This is a genomic window from Microbispora sp. NPDC049125 (genome assembly GCF_040802045.1).
Lineage (GTDB): Bacteria > Actinomycetota > Actinomycetes > Streptosporangiales > Streptosporangiaceae > Microbispora.
This window is the reverse complement of record NZ_JBEZDW010000003.1, coordinates 211,769-229,097: the sequence shown is the minus strand read 5'-3', so window position 1 is coordinate 229,097 and position 17,329 is coordinate 211,769. Positions and strand designations below refer to the sequence as shown.

General features: G+C 73.2%; 17 protein-coding genes. 3 read left to right on the top strand and 14 right to left on the bottom strand.

All coding sequences use genetic code 11. From position 1 onward, the window contains the following. Positions 1 to 3: 3 nt before the first annotated feature. Genes AB0B72_RS05280 through uraD form a run of 7 tightly spaced genes read right to left on the bottom strand, consistent with a single transcriptional unit; the run spans position 4 to position 5,692 of the window. Positions 4 to 1,188, bottom strand: a complete 1,185-nt coding sequence (locus tag AB0B72_RS05280; RefSeq protein WP_367737059.1) for a glycerate kinase — start codon at positions 1,186 to 1,188, stop codon at positions 4 to 6. A gap of 33 nt (positions 1,189 to 1,221) precedes the next feature. Next, on the bottom strand, positions 1,222 to 2,574 hold the full coding sequence (locus AB0B72_RS05275; RefSeq protein WP_367737058.1) for an 8-oxoguanine deaminase: 1,353 nt from the start codon (positions 2,572 to 2,574) through the stop codon (positions 1,222 to 1,224). Then, the gene (locus AB0B72_RS05270) at positions 2,571 to 3,110 is read right to left on the bottom strand and encodes a (2Fe-2S)-binding protein (protein WP_367737057.1); all 540 of its coding nucleotides are present in this window, start codon (positions 3,108 to 3,110) and stop codon (positions 2,571 to 2,573) included. The genes AB0B72_RS05275 and AB0B72_RS05270 overlap by 4 nt, the downstream gene beginning before the upstream one ends. Further along, positions 3,107 to 3,994 (bottom strand): xanthine dehydrogenase family protein subunit M, encoded by an 888-nt coding sequence (locus tag AB0B72_RS05265; protein WP_367737056.1) that lies wholly within the window; start codon positions 3,992 to 3,994, stop codon positions 3,107 to 3,109. Before AB0B72_RS05265 ends, AB0B72_RS05270 begins: the two co-directional genes overlap by 4 nt. A gap of 3 nt (positions 3,995 to 3,997) precedes the next feature. Further along, on the bottom strand, positions 3,998 to 4,873 hold the full coding sequence (gene pucL, locus AB0B72_RS05260; RefSeq protein WP_367737055.1) for a factor-independent urate hydroxylase: 876 nt from the start codon (positions 4,871 to 4,873) through the stop codon (positions 3,998 to 4,000). Position 4,874: 1 nt separating this feature from the next. Continuing rightward, positions 4,875 to 5,222 (bottom strand): hydroxyisourate hydrolase, encoded by a 348-nt coding sequence (gene uraH, locus AB0B72_RS05255; RefSeq protein ID WP_367737054.1) that lies wholly within the window; start codon positions 5,220 to 5,222, stop codon positions 4,875 to 4,877. After that, entirely contained in the window at positions 5,219 to 5,692 is a 474-nt protein-coding gene (uraD, locus tag AB0B72_RS05250) for a 2-oxo-4-hydroxy-4-carboxy-5-ureidoimidazoline decarboxylase (RefSeq protein WP_367737053.1), read from the bottom strand. The genes uraH and uraD overlap by 4 nt, the downstream gene beginning before the upstream one ends. Positions 5,693 to 5,854: 162 nt before the next feature. Here uraD and AB0B72_RS05245 point away from each other — a divergent pair, with 162 nt between their 5' ends. Continuing rightward, positions 5,855 to 6,694, top strand: coding sequence for a deoxyribonuclease IV (locus AB0B72_RS05245; protein ID WP_367737052.1), 840 nt, complete (start codon positions 5,855 to 5,857; stop codon positions 6,692 to 6,694). A gap of 565 nt (positions 6,695 to 7,259) precedes the next feature. Here AB0B72_RS05245 and AB0B72_RS05240 read toward each other — a convergent pair. The 3 genes from AB0B72_RS05240 to AB0B72_RS05230 form a co-directional block, all read right to left on the bottom strand. Continuing rightward, complete coding sequence (locus AB0B72_RS05240) at positions 7,260 to 8,018, bottom strand: LytR/AlgR family response regulator transcription factor (RefSeq protein ID WP_367737051.1); 759 nt, start codon at positions 8,016 to 8,018, stop codon at positions 7,260 to 7,262. 137 nt (positions 8,019 to 8,155) lie between these two features. Next, positions 8,156 to 9,304 (bottom strand): sensor histidine kinase, encoded by a 1,149-nt coding sequence (locus AB0B72_RS05235; protein WP_367737050.1) that lies wholly within the window; start codon positions 9,302 to 9,304, stop codon positions 8,156 to 8,158. Positions 9,305 to 9,331: 27 nt separating this feature from the next. Then, a complete protein-coding gene (locus AB0B72_RS05230) occupies positions 9,332 to 9,943 on the bottom strand; it encodes a molybdopterin-dependent oxidoreductase (RefSeq protein WP_367737049.1) in 612 nt (203 codons plus the stop codon). Between the two features lie 304 nt (positions 9,944 to 10,247). On the opposite strand from AB0B72_RS05230, the gene aroF reads away from it, so the two are divergent. Then, the gene (gene aroF / locus AB0B72_RS05225; RefSeq protein ID WP_367737048.1) at positions 10,248 to 11,288 is read left to right on the top strand and encodes a 3-deoxy-7-phosphoheptulonate synthase; all 1,041 of its coding nucleotides are present in this window, start codon (positions 10,248 to 10,250) and stop codon (positions 11,286 to 11,288) included. A 45-nt stretch (positions 11,289 to 11,333) separates the two neighbouring features. On the opposite strand, the gene thiI is transcribed toward aroF, so the two are convergent. The 4 genes from thiI to AB0B72_RS05205 form a co-directional block, all read right to left on the bottom strand. Beyond that, complete coding sequence (gene thiI / locus AB0B72_RS05220) at positions 11,334 to 12,530, bottom strand: tRNA uracil 4-sulfurtransferase ThiI (RefSeq protein ID WP_367737047.1); 1,197 nt, start codon at positions 12,528 to 12,530, stop codon at positions 11,334 to 11,336. A gap of 223 nt (positions 12,531 to 12,753) precedes the next feature. Beyond that, positions 12,754 to 13,419 (bottom strand): response regulator, encoded by a 666-nt coding sequence (locus AB0B72_RS05215; RefSeq protein WP_367737046.1) that lies wholly within the window; start codon positions 13,417 to 13,419, stop codon positions 12,754 to 12,756. Between the two features lie 49 nt (positions 13,420 to 13,468). Next, positions 13,469 to 14,851, bottom strand: a complete 1,383-nt coding sequence (gene macS, locus AB0B72_RS05210; protein ID WP_367737045.1) for a MacS family sensor histidine kinase — start codon at positions 14,849 to 14,851, stop codon at positions 13,469 to 13,471. Positions 14,852 to 15,018: 167 nt separating this feature from the next. Then, positions 15,019 to 16,044, bottom strand: coding sequence for a 6-phosphofructokinase (locus tag AB0B72_RS05205; protein WP_367737043.1), 1,026 nt, complete (start codon positions 16,042 to 16,044; stop codon positions 15,019 to 15,021). 321 nt (positions 16,045 to 16,365) lie between these two features. On the opposite strand from AB0B72_RS05205, the gene AB0B72_RS05200 reads away from it, so the two are divergent. Continuing rightward, positions 16,366 to 17,295 (top strand): GNAT family N-acetyltransferase, encoded by a 930-nt coding sequence (locus AB0B72_RS05200; protein WP_367737042.1) that lies wholly within the window; start codon positions 16,366 to 16,368, stop codon positions 17,293 to 17,295. Positions 17,296 to 17,329: the final 34 nt, after the last annotated feature.

Sequence of the window (17,329 nt, the reverse complement as noted above, 5' to 3'; positions counted from 1 at the left end):
GCGTCATCCCCTTCCCAGATGGACGGCGACCGACTCCCGCACGAGCCGTTCGAGGAGCGGGCCTGCCTCGGTCATGCACCGCTCCACGTCGGGCTCGATGTCGGTCAGGGCGTAGGCCGCCTCGATCCCGGCCGCCTTGAGCTCCTCGCCGGTCACCGCGCGCCGGCCGCAGACGGCGACCACCGGTACGCCGTGCCGGGCGGCGGCCGAGGCCACCCCCACCGGGGCCTTGCCGCGCAGGGACTGCTCGTCGAGCGAGCCCTCCCCCGTCACGACCAGCCGGGCGCCGCGCACGTGCCGGTCGAACTCCAGCAGCTCCAGCAGGTAGTCGATGCCCGGGCGGAGGTCGGCGCCCAGGAACGCCAGCGCGGCGAAGCCGACCCCGCCCGCCGCGCCCGCGCCCGGCATGCCCGCCACGCCCATGCTCCGCACGACGCCGTCGTGCTCGGCGGCGCCCGCCAGCCCGTGGGTGTGGGCGGCGACGGCGGCCAGCCGGGCCAGGCCCGCCTCCAGCACCGCCACGTCGGCCGGGCCGGCGCCCTTCTGCGGCGCGTAGACGGCGGCGGCGCCGTACGGGCCGAGCAGCGGGTTGTCCACGTCGCTCGCCACGACGACCTCGAAGCCGCGCAGGCATCCGGAGACGTCGATCTCGTGCAGGTCGCGCAGGGCCGCGCCACCCGGCGGCAGCTCGGCGCCCGCGGCGTCCAGCAGCCGCACTCCGAGGGCCTGGACCATCCCGGCGCCCCCGTCGGTGCACGCGCTGCCGCCGAGCCCCAGGACCACCCGTGTGGCGCCGTGCCGTACGGCGTGCGCGATCAGGTCGCCGGTCCCGCGGCTGGTGGCGGTCAGCGGGGCGAGCCCGCCCCCCGAGCCGGCCCCCGAGCCGCCCGGCAGCCGTCGCAGGCCCGACGCCTCGGCCAGCTCGACCACCGCGACGCGGCCGTGGCCCGGCTCGTCGCGCACGGCGTAGGAGGCGGTGACGGGCTCACCCGCCGGGCCGGTCGCCTCCACCTCGACCCGCTCGAAGCCGCAGGCCACGACGGCGTCTATGGTGCCGTCCCCGCCGTCGGCCACCGGCAGGCGGACGACCGGCACGTCACCGAGCCCGGCCGCGACGTGCCCGGCCACCTCCGGGGAGGTCAGCGACCCTCTGAACTTGTCCGGGGCGATGACGACGTGCCCGTTCATGCGCTCACACCTCGTGCTCGGCGACGACTCACGCTATGAATGATCGCCGCTGGTGAGCAGGCGGTGCGCGCGGGCCCCCTGTTCGGCGGCCTCCGCGTCGGAGACCGTGCGCAGCTCGCCGTCCGCCACGACCGTGCGGCCCCCGACGAGCAGCCGGGCCAGCGGCGGGGTCTGGCCGTACGCGAAGGCGACGACCGGGTCGTCGATCGCGGCGTGGTAGCCGCCGAGCCGCCACAGGGCCACGTCGGCGAGCTTGCCGGGCTCCAGCGAGCCGATCTCCGCCTCCCGCCCGAGGCAGCGGGCGCCGCCGAGGGTCGCCATCTCCAGGGCCTGCCTCGCGGTCAGGGCCCGGGGGCCGTACCGTGCCCGCTGCATGAGCATGGCCATCCGGATCTCGCCGGCGAGCGGTGTCATCTCGCTGGAGGCGGCCCCGTCCACGCCCAGCCCCACGGGGGCGCCGGCGCGCAGCAGGTCGCTCACGCGGGCGATCCCGGCGCCGAGACGGCCGTTGGACGACGGGCAGTGGGCGGTCCCCGTGCCCGTCTCGGCGAACCGGGCGACGTCCTTGTCAGTCAGGTGGACGCAGTGGGCGAGCCAGACGTCCGGGCCGAGCCAGCCGAGCCGGTCGAGGTACTCGACCGGGAGCACGCCGAACTGCTCCCGGCAGTGCTCGTCCTCGTCGGCGGTCTCGGCGATGTGCGTGTGCAGCCGTACGCCGTGGGAGCGCGCGAGCTCGGCCGAGCGGGTCATCAGCTCCCCGCTGACCGAGAACGGCGAGCACGGGGCCACCGCGATCCGCAGCATCGACCCGAACGACGGATCATGATATTTCCGGATCGCGTCGTCGGTAGCCTGGAGGACCTCGTCCATCTCCTCCACGACGTCGTCGGGCGGCAGCCCGCCCTGGGACCGCCCCCTGTCCATGGAGCCCCGGCAGGGGTGGAAGCGCAGGCCCACCCGGCGGGCGGCCTCGATCTCCGCGTCGAACAGGTCGCCCCGCCCCTTGGGGAAGATGTAGTGGTGGTCGGTCGACGTCGTGCAGCCCGACCTGGCCAGCCACGCCAGCCCCGCCGTCGCCGCGCCCGACACGACCTCGGCGTCCATCCCGGCCCACAGGCGGTAGCTGGCCACCAGCCATTCGAACAGGGTCCCGTCGGGCGTAACGCCCTGGGAGGCCCACTGGTAGAGGTGGTGGTGGGTGTTGACCAGCCCCGGCGTCGCCAGGCAGCCGGCCGCGTCGACCCGTTCGGCCCCCTCGGGCACGGCTCCCGCCGCCCCCGGGCCGACGGCCGTGATGCGGTCGCCCTCGACGACGATGTGACCGGAGGGGATCTCGTCCCCGACCACGGGCACGATGTGGGCGTTCTCGATGACCAGGCGGTTCACCGGGAGGCCTCCCCCGCGGCGGCGGCCTTGCGCGCCGCGGCCAGGCGCACCGCGTCGAGGATCTTCTCGTAGCCGGTGCACCGGCACAGGTTCCCGGCCAGGGCCTCGCGGATCTCGGCGTCGCCGGGGACGCCCGGGCTCGCGTCGATCAGCGCGTGGGTCTGCACGATGAGCCCCGGGGTGCAGAAGCCGCACTGCACGGCTCCCGCCTCCAGGAACGCCCGCTGCACCTCGTCCAGGCCGTGCTCCCTGCCGGGCCCCAGGCCGTCCGCCTCGTCCCGCCCCCCGGCGTCGCCGGCGGCGAGCCCCTCCACGGTGATCACCTCGCGGCCCTCGGCCTGACCGGCCGCCACGAGGCAGGCGCACACCGGCGTCCCGTCCAGGTAGACCGTGCACGACCCGCACTCGCCCTGCTCGCAGGCGTTCTTGGCCCCCGGCAGGCCGAGCCGTTCCCGCAGGACGTAGAGCAGGCTCTCGCCCGCCCAGACGTCGTCGGCGGCCATGGGCCGTCCGTTGACGGTGACGTTCACCCTCATGCCGCTCCCCTCCCCGTGTGATCGCCCGTGTGACCGCCCGTGTAGTCGTTCCAGGCCCAGCCCAGCGTGCGGCGCGCCATGACGGCCAGGGCGTGCAGGCGGTAGGCCGCCCGTCCTCGTACGTCGTCGATGGGTGCGGCCGCCCCCGCGACCAGCTCGCCGAACCGGCGGGCCAGCGCGGGGTCCAGGGCCGAACGGCCCTCCCAGTCGAGCTCGGCGGCCAGCAGCTCCTCGGCGGCGGGGGCGGCGCGCGGGGTCGGCGCGGCCGAGCCGATGCCGGTGCCGGCCCGCCGCTCCGCCGGATGCAGCGCGATCCCGAACGAGCAGACCGCGATGACCATCGCGTTCCTGGGGCCGATCTTGGAGAAGTACTGGGGGCCGGTGGCCACCGGGACGCGCACGGCGCGGATCAGCTCGTCGGGCTCCAGCGCGTTGCGCTTCACTCCCGTGTAGAACTCCGTGATCGGGATCAGCCGGGCGCCGCGCACGGACTCCGCCTCGACCAGCGCGCCGGAGGCGAGCAGCGGGGGGTGACTGTCCCCGGCGGGCGAGGCGGCGCCCAGGTTGCCCGCGACCGTGCCCCGGTTGCGGATCTGGGGCGAGCCGACCGTACGGGACGCCTGGGCCAGCCCCGGCAGCCAGGCCCCCAGCTCGGCGATCACCCGGGTGTACGTGACCCCGGCGCCGATGCGCAGGGTGCCGCCTTCGCGCGACCACTCCGCCAGCTCCGCGACGGGCGTGAGGTCGAGCAGGGCCGAGGGGCGGCCCTTGTCGAGGTTGATCTCCACCATGACGTCGGTGCCGCCCTGGATCGGCGTCGCCTCCGGCCGTGCGGCCTTGAGCTCCAGCGCGTCCGCCCAGCTCGCGGGTCTCAGGAAGTCCATCGGCTACTCCCAGGCCGGGCCGGCGTCGGGGGCGTCCTCACGCAGGACGGCGCCCTCGATGAGCCCGTACGGCCGGTCGGCGGCGAAGAAGACCTCCCCGTCGTTGGCGAGCCCGAAGGGCGACAGGTCCACGAGGAAGTGGTGCCGGTTCGGCAGCGACAGCCGCACCTCGCACACGCCGGGGCACTCTGCGAGCACGCGGCTCCCCATGGCGTACAAGGTCTGCTGCAGGGACAGGCTGTAGGTGCCGGCGAAGGCCGCGAGCATGGCCTGCCTGGCCGTGTCGTACTCCTTGTCCCATTCGCAGTCCCATTCCCCGGCGCCGTCGCCCGTGTGCCGCCATGACGCGTTGACCGCCGTGGCCAGCACGCGGTCGCGGGTCTCCGGCAGCGTCGTGTACTCGTCCTTGACGAAGCCCCAGAACTCGGAGTCCGTGGTGTTGAGCACCACGAGATCGCGCAGCCCCGACACCACCCATGCGTGGGAGCCGTCGTAGTGGGCGACGCAGGTCCGGGTCTCCCTCCCCGACCGGACGAACGAGTGGCCGGACGCGCCGTTGCGCTCCCAGGCGTACTCCTCGATCGCCACCCTCGCGTGGTGGACGGTGGGCTGGGAGTCCACGAAGTGCCGTGCCAGCAGGAGCGCGAAGTCCTCGATCGCGCCGACGCCGTGCCTCTTGGCGAAGGCGTTCACGGTGTTCTTCTGGCTGTCGGTGGGGAGCACGGCCGAGTTGTCGCCGCTCAGATGGACCTCGGTCATGTCACCCGACAGCGCCGTGCTGACGTTGAGGTCCTTGATGTGGTGGGCGTCACCGTGCCGGGTGACCCGCACGACCCTCGTCTCGGCCTTGCCGTACCTGTTGGGACCCAATATGACCACGCTAGCTCCCGCGGTAGGTCGAGTAGGAGAACGGGCTCAGCAGCAGGGGCACGTGATAGTGCCCGCCGTCCTCCCGGATCGTGAAGACGACGCTCACCTCGGGGAAGAACGCCTCCTCCCCCAGGTAGCCGCCGGTGTCGAACACCAGCCGGTAGGTCCCGGGGCGGGGGTCGTCCGCGGCGATCCACTCCCGGCCCAGGGGGGACCACTCGCGGATCCGGCCGTCGCCGTCGGTGCGGCCCTCGGCGACCGGCACGAACCCGTGCGGCGCCCGCCGCGACAGCCGTACGGACAGGCCGGCGGCCGGCCGCCCGGCGGCGGTGTCCAGCACGTGCGTCGACAGGGTCACCGGCCCTCCCACAGCTTGGCGAGCCGCAGCGCGACGATCTTCGACAGCTCCGCGCGGACGACCTCACGTTCGGTCTCCTCGTCATTGTCCAGGCGCTCACGCAGCAGGCCCAGCATCTCCTCCGCCGTTCGGCCGGTGGCGCAGACGAGGTAGACGTGGCCGAACCGGCTCTCGTAGGCGGCGTTCCCCTCGTGGATCGCGCCGAGCACCGCGTCGCCGGCGGCCGCCGCGCCGGACTGCTCCGCCCGCGACCAGCCGGCCTCCCTGCCGCCTCCGGCCGCCCGCTCGCCGATCCGGGGGTGCGCGGCCAGCGCCTCCAGCACCCCGTCCCAGTCCAGCTCCGCCAGGGCCGCCTCCCCGGCCTTCAGCAGCTCGCCGAGATCGGCGTACGGCCCCCGCCCGGCGACGGCCGTGACCCACGCGGCCGACGCGCAGCAGGGGCGCAGGTCACGCGGGCCGAGTTGTCTCATGCCGGTCAGTCAACCGCCGGGGACGCCGCGGGGTCCAGCGGCGCGAGCTCCCAACCGCCCACCCCCGACCGGCCGCCGCTTTGTACGTTGCGACAAACGGCCCCCGGCCCCCGGGCCGTTCTCGCGGGTCAGGACGCGTGCGCGGCTACGCTGGAGAGCACCATGACACCTCGTAACCTCATCGGCGGGCACGTCTTCGTGGCGGGCGGCCTGGCCACGGGGGGCCTGCGGTACGCCGCCGACATCGGCGCCGAAATGATCCAGGTCTTCGTGACGAACCCGCGCGGGTGGGCGCTCAGCGGCGGCGACCCGGCCGAGGACGCCCGGCTGCGGGAGTCCGGGATGCCGGTTTTCCTGCACGCGGCCTACCTGGTGAACTTCGGCTCCCCGACGGTGGCGACGCTGGAGAACTCCACCGCCGTGGTCCGCCACACGCTCCGCCGCGCCGCCGAGATCGGAGCCCTCGGCGTCGTCGTCCACACCGGGTCGGCCGTCACGCAGCCCCGGGAGGACGCCATGCGCCAGCTCCGCGAGCACGTGCTCCCACTGCTGGACGAGCTGCCCGACGACGGCCCCGATCTGCTGCTGGAGCCGATGGCGGGTCAGGGCCAGATGCTCTGCGCGACCGTCCAGGACCTCGGCCCCTACTTGGAGGCCCTCGACCACCACCCCAGGGTGGGCGTCTGCCTGGACACCTGCCACGCGTTCGGCGCCGGGCACGACCTGTCGGCCCCCGGCGGGGTGCGGGAGACGCTGGACGCCCTCCACGAGGTGGCGCCGGGCCGCCTCAGGCTGATCCACGCCAACGACTCGAAGGACGCGTGCGGCTCCAAGAAGGACCGGCACGAGAACATCGGCGCCGGCCGGATCGGGGCGGAGCCGTTCGGCGACCTCATGCGCCACCCGGTGACGGCGGGGGTGCCCCTCTGCATCGAGACGCCCGGCAAGGTGGAGCGGCACCGCGCGGACATCGACCTGCTGAAGAAGCTCCGCGGAGGCTGACCGGCCGAGCACGGGCCCGCCCGCCGCCGATCCCGATCCACCGGGGATCTCGTGCGCCGGGGACTCGTGCGCCTCGGGGACCGCCTGCCGGGCCGGCTGCCGGGGTCGTCCGGCCGCCTTCACGGCGGCCGTCTCCCGGAAGGCGCGGCCCGGCGATGACCGCGCAAGTGGCCGAGGGTCGCTCGCGGCGATCCGGCGCCCCCGTTCGGCCGGATCGCTCGCGAACTCCCAGGTCACGCGTGAGCGGAGCTCTTCCCCCCCCGAAGTAGAGCTCCGCCCAGTAACCCAAAGGTGACACCCTTATCACTTTGGTTTACCCCGCGTGTCTTGCGACGTGCCAAAGGCTACGAGGAGTAATGAGGCGGCCGGAGGCCCTTCGGACGAGCGGTCTCTAGTTCGCGCCCTGCGGCCCGCTCCGCCGCGACGAGCGGAGCCCCCCGGCCGACGAGCGGTCGTTCGGGGCGCGCACCGGCCTTTCACACGCCCCCGGAGGCCGCGCTGGCGGCGCCGCGCGCGTCCCCCGGCTCCCGGCCCGCCGCCGTACGGCTCCGCGGGCGGCGCCGGGTCAGCGGGTCTCCGCCGGCGCGGCCGGGGAGCAGGCGCGGAACTGGCGGACGAGCTGCTCGCGCACCTGCCGGGTGTGCCGCCGGCTGACGGGCAGCGTCTCACCGCCCACCTGGAGCACGACCCGTCCCGCGTCGAAGCGGAGCTCGCTGACGTGCCGGGCGTTCACCAGCGTGCTGCGATGGGCCCGGATGAAGCCGGAGCCGCCCCAGCGCCGCTCCAGCGCCGCCAGGGACATCCGCACCAGATAGGTCCCGACGCAGGTGTGGAGGCGCACGTAGTCCCCCTGGGCCTCCGCGTACCACACGTCCTGCTGGGCCACGAACCTCGTCCGCCCGCCCAGCTCGACCGGGATGACGTCCGCCGCCTCGTCGCCCGAAGGGGGCGAGACGGCCGCCGAGAGCCTCCGTACGGCCTCGGCCAGCCGTTCCGGGCGTACGGGCTTCAGGAGGTAGTCGACCGCCGCCAGCTCGAAGGCCTGGACCGCGCAGTCATGGGCGCTGACGAAGACCAGGCGCGGCGGCGCGGGGAACCCGCCGATGAGCCGGGCCAGGTCGAGCCCGTCGAGGCCCGGCATGCGGACGTCGAGGAACACCCCGTCGAGGCGCTCGCCGTCGGCGATCATCTGGACCATGTCGTGCAGGGCGGCTCCGCCGTCCGACGCCGTGGCGACGTGCTCCACCCGGGCGTCCTGGCGGAGCAGGTAGGCGAGCTCGGACAGCGCGGGAACCTCGTCGTCGACGGCAAGGACGCGCAGCATGGGCTCCACCGTGCCGCGCGGCGGGGTGTTACGCAAGTGAAAGTTGAGCAATTAGTGACCAGCCGTTTACTCGGCGCGCACACCGGCGGGTCGCCGTGAGGCGTTCGGCGTCACGACCCGCCCGCGAAAGGGACCGGTCAGACCGGGCTCAGCCGGGGCCGCACCTTCGGGACCCGGAGCCGGATCCTGGTGCCCGCCCCCGGGGCCGTGTCGACGACGAGCCCGTAGTCCTGGCCGTAGATGTGCCTCATCCGCATGTCCACGTTGCTCAGCCCGATCCCGCCCTTGGACTCGTCCCCCAGGACGGCGCGCAGGTGCTCGGGGTCCATGCCGATGCCGTCGTCCTCGACGCAGATGTGCGCCTCCGGGCCGGCGTCCTTGATCACGACCCTGACCTCTCCCGGCATGCCGTGCTTGATGGCGTTCTCCACGAGAGGCTGCAGGCACAGGAACGGCACGGGGACCCGCAGCACCTCGGGGGCCACCTGCACCCGGAACCGCAGGCGGTCGCCGAACCTCGCCCGCTCCAGCAGCAGGTAACGGTCCACGCAGCTCAGCTCATCGGCCAATGTGGTGAAGTCCCGCGCCCGGCGCAGCGCGTAGCGGGTGAAGTCGGCGAAGTCGAGCAGCAGCTCGCGGGCCCGCTCGGGATCGGTGCGGACGAACGACGCGATCGTGGTCAGCGAGTTGTACACGAAGTGCGGGGAGATCTGGGCGCGCAGCGCCCTGGTCTCCGCCTCCAGCGCCCGCCGCCGGGAGGAGTCGAGCTCGGCGAGCTCAAGCTGGCCGGAGACCCACCGGCCGACCTCGGTCGCCGTGCGGACCAGTGAGGCGGTGACCACGGCGTGGTACGCCCCGATGGCGCCGACCACCCGGCCGTCGACCGTCAGCGGGACCACGACGGCGCTGGCCTCCCCGGCGGCGTGCGCCGCGACGTGGGGGCGGCCGTCCATCAACACCCCGCCCACCTCGGCGAGGACCGCCTCGTCATCGGGCACGGCCTCGCCGTCCCGTGCCAGCACCCTGTCCCGCGAGGTGACGACCAGCCCGGACGTGCCCAGCAGCGTGCGCACGTGCCGTACGGCGCGCCGCGCGGAGTCACGGGTGAGGCCGGCGCGCAGCGAGGGCGCCGCCTGGCCGGCGACGTGCAGGGCGAGGAACATCTCCTCCCCCGGCAGCGTGCCGGGCCAGCGGGTGCGGCGCGCGAGCGCGTACCCGAGCAGGGCCCCGGCCAGCACGGACAGGGCGGAGACCCCGCACAGCGTCACCCACACGGCTGCAGACACGCCGGAAACCGTAGCCGCTCGGAGCGCTCAGAGCGGGCCGTCTCCCGGCTCCTCCTGGTATGAGTAGCGCTGCTCCTTCCAGGGGTCGGCGAGGTTGTGGTAGCCGCGCTCCTCCCAGAACCCCCGCCGGTCCTCCACGAGGTACTCCACGGCGCGCACCCACTTCACGCTCTTCCACGCGTACAGGTGGGGCACCACGAGGCGCACCGGATGGCCGCGTTCGGGCGTCAGCGGCTTCTCGTCGAGGTGCGTGGCGAACAGCGTGGTCGGCCGGTCGAAGTCCGCGAGCCGGAGGTTGGCGCTGTAGCCGTACTCGGCCCAGACCATGACGTGGCGCACGTCCGGGGCGGGCGGCACCGCCAGGAGGATGGAGGAGGCGGCGAACCCCTCCCACTCGTTCCCCATGACGGAGAACTTGGTGACGCAGTGGAAGTCGGCCAGCACGGTGGTCCTCGGAAGCTGGGACAACTCCTCCCAGCCGAACTCGCCGACCTCGCCGGAGGCCGTCGCGCCGAACACCTGGAACCGCCACGTCTGCGGGCGGAACGCGGGCACCCTGCCGTAGTGGATGACGGGTCGTCCTCGCGGGATGTACTGCCCGGGGGGCAGGCGGGTCTCCCCGTCAGGATTCTCCGGCACGGACGCCATCCTGCCACCAGGAGCGCGGCCGCCCCGCACCGGACCCCTGGGCGGGTGCGGCGGGCCCCGCCGCGGGCACTGCCGCGGGCACTGCCGCGGGCACTGCCGCGGGCACTGCCCCCGATGCGCTATATTTCGGCCATGCGCATCGCTTTCGCGTTTTGGTATGGCGACGGACCCGTGAGGACCGCTCGCCCGCACGCGCTGCGCTGACAGCCACGGCGAACGAAGGCCCCGGGTCCACGGACCCGGGGCCTTTCGCGTTTTCCGGCCTTTCACCGCCCACCATCGAAAAGGAGCGATCATGGTCATCGTCATGACCCCGGAGGCAACCCAGGACGACGTCGAGGCGATCGTCGGCCTCGTCACCGCCGCCGGGGGCGAGGCCTTCGCCAGCCGCGGCGTGAGCCGCACGATCATCGGGCTGATCGGCGACGTGGAGCGGTTCGCCGCGCTCAACCTGCGCGGCATGCCGGGAGTGGCCGACGTCGTCCGCGTGTCCACGCCGTACAAGCTCGTCAGCAGGGACAACCATCCCGACCGCTCGACGGTGTCGGTGCGCGGCGTGCCGATCGGGCCGGACACGGTGACCCTGATAGCCGGTCCCTGCGCCGTCGAGTCGCCCCAGCAGACGCTGGAGGCGGCCCAGATGGCGAAGGCGGCCGGCGCGACGCTCCTGCGCGGCGGGGCGTACAAGCCGCGCACCTCGCCGTACGCCTTCCAGGGCCTCGGCGAGGAGGGCCTGCGGATCCTCGCCGGCGTCCGCGAGCAGACCGGGCTGCCCGTGGTGACGGAGGTCGTGGACGCCCACGACGTGGCGCTCGTCGCGTCGTACGCCGACATGCTGCAGGTCGGCACCCGCAACGCGCAGAACTTCGCGCTGCTCCAGGCGGTGGGGGCGGCGGGTAAGCCGGTCATGCTCAAGCGCGGCATGACCGCGACCATCGAGGAGTGGCTGATGGCGGCCGAGTACATCGCCCAGCGCGGCAACCTCGACATCGTGCTGTGCGAGCGCGGCATCCGCACCTACGAGACCGCCACCCGCAACACGCTGGATATCTCGGCGGTCCCGGTGGTCCAGCGCCTGTCGCACCTGCCGGTCATCGTGGACCCGTCGCACTCGGGCGGGCGCCGCGACCTCGTCCTGCCGCTCACCCGGGCCGCCGTCGCGGTGGGCGCCGACGGCGTCATCATCGACGTGCACCCCCACCCCGAGCAGGCCCTGTGCGACGGCCCCCAGGCCCTCGTGAACGGGGACCTGGACGAGCTCGCCGCCGTCATGCGGGACTTCCCGCCCCTGATGGGCCGCACGCTCGCGCGGGCGGTCACTCCGGCCCTGGCGTGAACCCCGCGCCCCGGTACGGCTCTCGCGAGCCGTACCGGGCGCGGCTCAGACGTCGAGCTTGTACGGCCGGATCGAGTCGGCGAGCTGGGAGGCCAGGTCCTCGGCGTCGAGGCGCCTCTCGATCTGCTTCAGGTCCTCGATCTTGGCCCGGGTCTCGGCCGACCGGGGCGCGAGGAGCGTGCAGCAGTCCTCGTCGGGCAGCTCGGAGATCTCCAGGGTGCCGATGCGACGGGCGTCCGCGATGATCTCCGTCTTGTCCATGCCGATCAGCGGGCGCAGGATGGGCAGCTCCACCGCGTGGTCCTGGGCGGTGATGTTGGTCATCGTCTGCGAGGACACCTGGCCGAGCGAGTCGCCGGTGACGAGCGCCTCCGCGTGGATGCGGCGGGCGACCTCCTCCGCCGTCTTCAGCATCAGCCGCCGCTGCGTGATGACCGCGAGCCTGTCCTGGCCGGAGTTCCTGATCGACTGCTGCGCCTTGCCGAACGGCACGACCCACAGCCGCGACTTGCCCTGGAACCGGTCGAGGTTGCGCACCAGCGCGTACGCCTTGTAGATCGACTCCGACGTCGTGAACGGGATGCCGGAGAAGTGCAGGAAGTCCACGCGCAGGCCGCGGCGCATCATCCGGTAGGCCGCGACCGGGGAGTCGATGCCGCCCGACAGCAGCGCGAGTGCCCGGCCGCTGGAGCCGACGGGCAGGCCGCCCTGGCCCGGCCGTCCCTCGGTGAACAGGAACGCCTCGTCCCTGTCGACCTCGATGTTCACGGTCAGCTCGGGACGGCTCAGGTCGACCGGCAGGCCGTAGGTGTCGTTGATCGCGCCGCCGACCAGCCGGTCGAGCTCGTTCGACCGCAGGGGGAACCGCTTGTCCCGCCGCCGCGACCGTACGGCGAAGCGGGCCTTCCTGGCCACCTCGCCGGAGTCCTTGATCAGCTCGATGGCGGCCTTGGTGATCGTGTCGGGGTCCTTGGGGATCCGCCACGCGAGGTGGACCAGCACCAGGCCGGGCACCTCGGTCATCCGGCGGGTCACGGCCTCGGCGACCTCCACGTCCGTGCCCGGCGGGAGGAACAGGGCGATCACGCCGTGCCGCTGGCGGATGTCGACGGGGTAGTCCTTGAGGGCGTGCTTGATGTTCGCCCGCAGCCGCATCTCGAAGACCTCGCGGTTCCTGCCTTTCAGGACCACCTCGCCTAACTTGAGCAGCACACAGGGCTCTCCCAGGGCGGTGACGGTCATCGGTGCGAACCTCCGGGGCGGACACGAGGGATCTTGCGCCGGGCGCCTCGCCGGGCTCTGCCGCCCGCGGTGCCCGGCCGTTGCTGCCAGGGGGACAACGCGCACGTGCGGCGCGAACTTCCCCACTGTAGTGGCGCACGGGCCGGTTCCGTCCCTGGCCTCCCGGTTCGTGGTCCGTTTACACCGGCACCGGCCCCGGCCAGCCCCAGAGCGGTCCGCGGGTTCAGTCGAGGTCGACGAGGCCCTTGTCTATCGCGTAGCGGACGAGCTCCACCCGGTTGTGAAGCTGCAGCTTGCTGAGCGTGTTCTGCACGTGGTTCTGCACCGTGCGGTGCGACAGCACGAGGCGTTCGGCGATCTGCCTGTACGACAGGCCCTTGGCGACCATCCGCAGCACCTCGGTCTCGCGGTCGGTCAGCCTGGGGCCGTCCTCCGCGGCGTCCGGCGGCCTGTGGGCCAGCCTGCGGTACTCCCCCAGCACCAGCCCGGCCAGCCCCGGGGTGAACACGGCGTCGCCCTCCGCCGTCCGGCGCACGGCGTCGAGGAACTCCGCCCGGCTCGCCGATTTGACCAGATATCCGGATGCGCCTGCCTTGACCGCCTCAAGGACGTCGTCCTCCTCGGCGCTGGCGGACAGGACAAGGACCCGCGGCGGGGCGTCCGACGCGCCCAGCCCCCTGGCGACCTCCACGCCGGACAGGTCGGGCAGCCGCAGGTCGAGCACCACGACGTCCGGCCGTACGGCCGCCGCGATGCGCAGCGCCTGGCGGCCTTCGCTGGTCGTCGCCACGATCTCGTACCCGGCCTCGGCGAGATCGCGGGCGACCCCGTCCCGCCACATCGGATGGTCGTCGACCACCATCACCCGCACCATCGGCCGTCCCTCCATCGCTCCCCCTCCGTCGCCGCCCGGCGGCCGGGCGTACGCCTGGCCGCGATCATCCGCGCCGTCGCCTTCCGCGCCGTTCCCCGGCGTCCCGGCCTTCCCCAGTGTCCCGGCCGTCCCCGGCCTCGCGGGCCTTCCCGGCGTCCCGGCTCCCGCGCGCACGTGCCGCCCCCGGCAGCGGGATCGTCAGCTCGACCTCCGTGCCCGTCCCCGAGGAGGTGATCACCACTGTGCCTCCGAGGTCGGCCATCCGGCCCTTGATCGAACGGGCCACGCCCATGCGCCCACCGGCCTCGGCCTCCTCCAGCCTGCCCTCGGGGATCCCCGGGCCGTCGTCGCGGACGGTGACCACCACGGCGCCGCCGTCCTCCTCCGCGAGAATCCACGCGCGGGCGCTGCCAGGACAGTGCATCGACACGTTGTCGAGCGCGGCCCCGACGGCCGCCGCGACCTCCCGCGCCGTTCCGGCCGGCAGGAGCAGAGGGGTCGCGGGAGCCGCCACGGTCACGCGGGCTGTGCCGTACGGCCGGAGCAGCTCGCGCAGGTCCGTCAGACCAGGCGCCGCTCCGGTCACGTGCGCGGCGCCCTCGTCCCCGCCGATCCCGTCGCCGCTCGTCCCGTCGCCGCTCATCCCGTCGCCGCCGTTCCGGTTCCCGCGTCGCACGCCGCGGAGACGCCCGGACGCCACGCGGGGCGCGTGCGGCGGCGGGGCCTGGACAAGGGCCCGCAGTGCCGCCTCCTGCTCCCCGGCGAGCCTGCCGAGCTCCGCCGCCTCACCGCCGATCTCGGCCCCCCGGCGCTGGACCAGGGCGAGCACCTGCAGGACGGAATCGTGGATGCCGCGGGCGAGCCGCTCCCGCTCCCTCCCGGCGGCCTCCATCTCGACAGCCCGCTGCATGCGCTCCCCCGCCTGCCGGGCGAGCTGGGCGACGTGGCCGACGACGACGCCGGCCATGAGCATCAGCACCGCGCCGTTCACCGGGATCGAGGTCGGCTCGACCCCTCTGCGGCTGCGCAGCCACAGATCCGCCGCCGACATGAGCAGGGCCGCCACGGCGCCGGCCCTCCTCCCCCAGGCGACGCCCCAGGCGAGGACCGGCGCGGCGACCCACGTCGCGGTGATCGGCATGGCGCCGAGGAGCACCTGCTCCTCGCTCTGCGCGTACGTCGTGGCGAGCAGGCATCCGGCCGTCACGAGCAGGTCGGCGGGCAGCAGCAGCCGGCGCCGCTCCGCGCGGGAGCGGCCGGACCGCTGGACGGCGGGGTAGAGGACGAGCGTCGCCGCCGCCGTCCACCCGGCCATGACCGCGAAGATCGCCCACGCGGTCACCGGCGAGCTGTATCCCCCGGTCCTGAGCAGGAGGACGGCGGCATATCCGAGGGACGCGAAGCGGAACACGGCGATCGCCCGCCAGAACGGTCCCTCGGTCCCCATCTCCCGCCTCCCGCTGCGACGCGGCCCCGGCACGCGTACGGCTCCCGCGCAAAGGATCGCGGGAGCCGTACGGATGGTAAAGAGGTCTGGCCGAATCGGACCCGATCGGACCCGATCGGAGCCGATCGGGAGCCGCCGGGACACGGCCGGAACCTGCCAGAGGCGGTTTAGCCGAAGAAGACCTCGGCCTCCTCGTAGCGGGAGGCGGGGACCGTCTTGAGCTCGGACGTGGCCTCGTCGAGGCCGACGCGGACGATGTCGGTGGCCTTGAGCGCGATCATCTTTCCGTAGTCGCCCTCGTGGACCGCGTCGATCGCGCCGAGGCCGAAGCGGGTGGCGAGCACCCGGTCGTAGGCGGTCGGCGTGCCGCCGCGCTGGATGTGGCCGAGGACCGTGGTGCGCGCCTCCTTGCCGGTGCGCTTCTCGATCTCCTGGGCAAGGGTCTCCCCGATGCCGCCGAGGCGCACGTGGCCGAACGCGTCCAGCTCGCCGGCCTGGAGCGCCATCTGCCCCTCAAGGGGATGGGCGCCCTCGGCGACGACGATGATCGGCGAGTAGCGGGTCTTGAACCGCGACTCGACGTAGGAGCAGACGCGGTCGATGTCGAACGGCTTCTCCGGGATGAGGATGACGTTCGCACCGGCGGCCATGCCCGCGTGCAGGGCGATCCAGCCGGCGTGGCGGCCCATGACCTCGCAGATCAGGGCGCGGTGGTGCGACTCGGCCGTGGTGTGCAGCCGGTCGATCGCCTCCATCGCGATGTTGACCGCGGTGTCGAAGCCGAACGTGTAGTCGGTGGCGTTGAGGTCGTTGTCGATCGTCTTGGGGACGCCGACGACGTTCACGCCGCGGTCGAAGAGCTGCTTGGCGACGCCGAGGGTGTCCTCGCCGCCGATCGCGATCAGCGCGTCGACGCCGGTCGAGGCGAGGTTCTCCTTGATCCGCTCGACACCGCCATCGATCTTGATGGGGTTCGTGCGGGAGGAGCCGAGGACGGTGCCGCCGCGCGGCAGGATCCCCCGGACGGCCTGGATGTCGAGCGGCATGGTGTCACCCTCGAGGGGACCACGCCATCCGTCGCGGAATCCGACGAACTCGTGCCCGTACACGCCGATGCCCTTGCGGACGACTGCGCGGATCACCGCGTTCAGGCCGGGGCAGTCGCCGCCTCCGGTAAGGACTCCTATTCGCATGACGGCTTCCTCCGTATGGGTGTGCGGCCGGAATGGCGCAGGACGGCGGCGCGCCAACAGCACCGCATTCTGCCCCAGTCCGCCAACAATGGTCTAGACCATGAGTGAGGCTACGCGAACGGGCGGGCCACCACCAAGCCGGCCACGGCCTGAGGTCCGCGAACCCGTCCGGCTGTCGCCGGGGGCCGCGGAGACGGACCGCGAGCACATCCGGAGACAGCGTCAGTCTCCCATGAAAGGCAGGGAATCGGCCGGAGACCTTTCGCCGTTTCCGGGTTTCCGCCATACTTGACTCAGTCAACCAAACATTTGAGGTGGGCAATGAATATGGTGGCGGACGTCCGCGCGTTCAACCGCTTCTACACGGAGATGATCGGCGTCCTGCAGGCGGGAATGCTCGACACGCCTTATTCACTGACCGAGGCGAGGGTCCTGTTCGAGCTCGGCACGCGCGAGGTGTCCGAGGTGGCGGTCCTGCGGGAGCTGCTCGGCCTCGATCCCGGCTACCTGAGCCGGATCCTCGCCAAGTTCGAGGCGGACGGCCTCGTCGCGCGGGAGCGGTCGGCCGAGGACGGGCGCCGCCAGGTCGTCAGGCTCACGGGCACCGGGCGCGAGGCGTACGGCATGCTCGACCAGCGCTCGAACGCGGAGGCGGAGGCGATGCTGGGGAGCCTGACAGAGGAGGAGCGGCACAGGCTCGTGGCCGGCATGTCCACGATCCGGCGTCTGCTGGACAGCGAGGAGCGCGGCAAACGGCCCAAGTCGTACGTCATCAGGCCGCCTCGGCCCGGGGACCTCGGCTGGGTGGTCCATCGGCACGGCGTGATCTACGCCGAGGAGTACGGATGGGGGGCGGGCTTCGAGGCCCTCGTCGCGCGCATCGTCGCGGACTACGTCGACGGCCACGACGCGCAGCGTGAGGCCGTCTGGATCGCCGAGGTCGACGGCGAGCCGGCCGGGTGCGTCTTCTGCGTGCGGAAGGACGAGACGACCGCCCAGCTCCGCCTGCTCCTGGTCGAGCCGTCGGCTCGCGGCATGGGCATCGGGGGACGGCTCGTCGAGGAGTGCCTCCGTTTCGCCAGGCAGGCCGGGTACCGGACGATCATGCTCTGGACCAGAGACATCCTGGTGAGCGCTCGCCGGATCTATCAGGAGGCCGGGTTCGAGCTGGTGGAGGAGCGGGAGGGGCAGGAGTCCGGCCGGCCCGTCACCGATCAGATCTGGGCGCGCAATCTCGGTGACACGAGGTAGCCGGCCGCGGACGGCCGTTCCAGGGGCGGCACCC

Coding starts and splice junctions, on each gene's coding strand:
- AB0B72_RS05240 (WP_367737051.1), bottom strand. CDS start 8,018: ATGCTGCGCGTCCTTGCCGTCGACGACGAGGTTCCCGCGCTGTCCGAG.
- AB0B72_RS05280 (WP_367737059.1), bottom strand. CDS start 1,188: ATGAACGGGCACGTCGTCATCGCCCCGGACAAGTTCAGAGGGTCGCTG.
- AB0B72_RS05245 (WP_367737052.1), top strand. CDS start 5,855: ATGACACCTCGTAACCTCATCGGCGGGCACGTCTTCGTGGCGGGCGGC.
- AB0B72_RS05205 (WP_367737043.1), bottom strand. CDS start 16,044: ATGCGAATAGGAGTCCTTACCGGAGGCGGCGACTGCCCCGGCCTGAAC.
- uraD (WP_367737053.1), bottom strand. CDS start 5,692: ATGAGACAACTCGGCCCGCGTGACCTGCGCCCCTGCTGCGCGTCGGCC.
- AB0B72_RS05200 (WP_367737042.1), top strand. CDS start 16,366: ATGAATATGGTGGCGGACGTCCGCGCGTTCAACCGCTTCTACACGGAG.
- AB0B72_RS05215 (WP_367737046.1), bottom strand. CDS start 13,419: ATGGAGGGACGGCCGATGGTGCGGGTGATGGTGGTCGACGACCATCCG.
- AB0B72_RS05265 (WP_367737056.1), bottom strand. CDS start 3,994: ATGGACTTCCTGAGACCCGCGAGCTGGGCGGACGCGCTGGAGCTCAAG.
- thiI (WP_367737047.1), bottom strand. CDS start 12,530: ATGACCGTCACCGCCCTGGGAGAGCCCTGTGTGCTGCTCAAGTTAGGC.
- AB0B72_RS05270 (WP_367737057.1), bottom strand. CDS start 3,110: ATGAGGGTGAACGTCACCGTCAACGGACGGCCCATGGCCGCCGACGAC.
- aroF (WP_367737048.1), top strand. CDS start 10,248: ATGGTCATCGTCATGACCCCGGAGGCAACCCAGGACGACGTCGAGGCG.
- macS (WP_367737045.1), bottom strand. CDS start 14,851: ATGGGGACCGAGGGACCGTTCTGGCGGGCGATCGCCGTGTTCCGCTTC.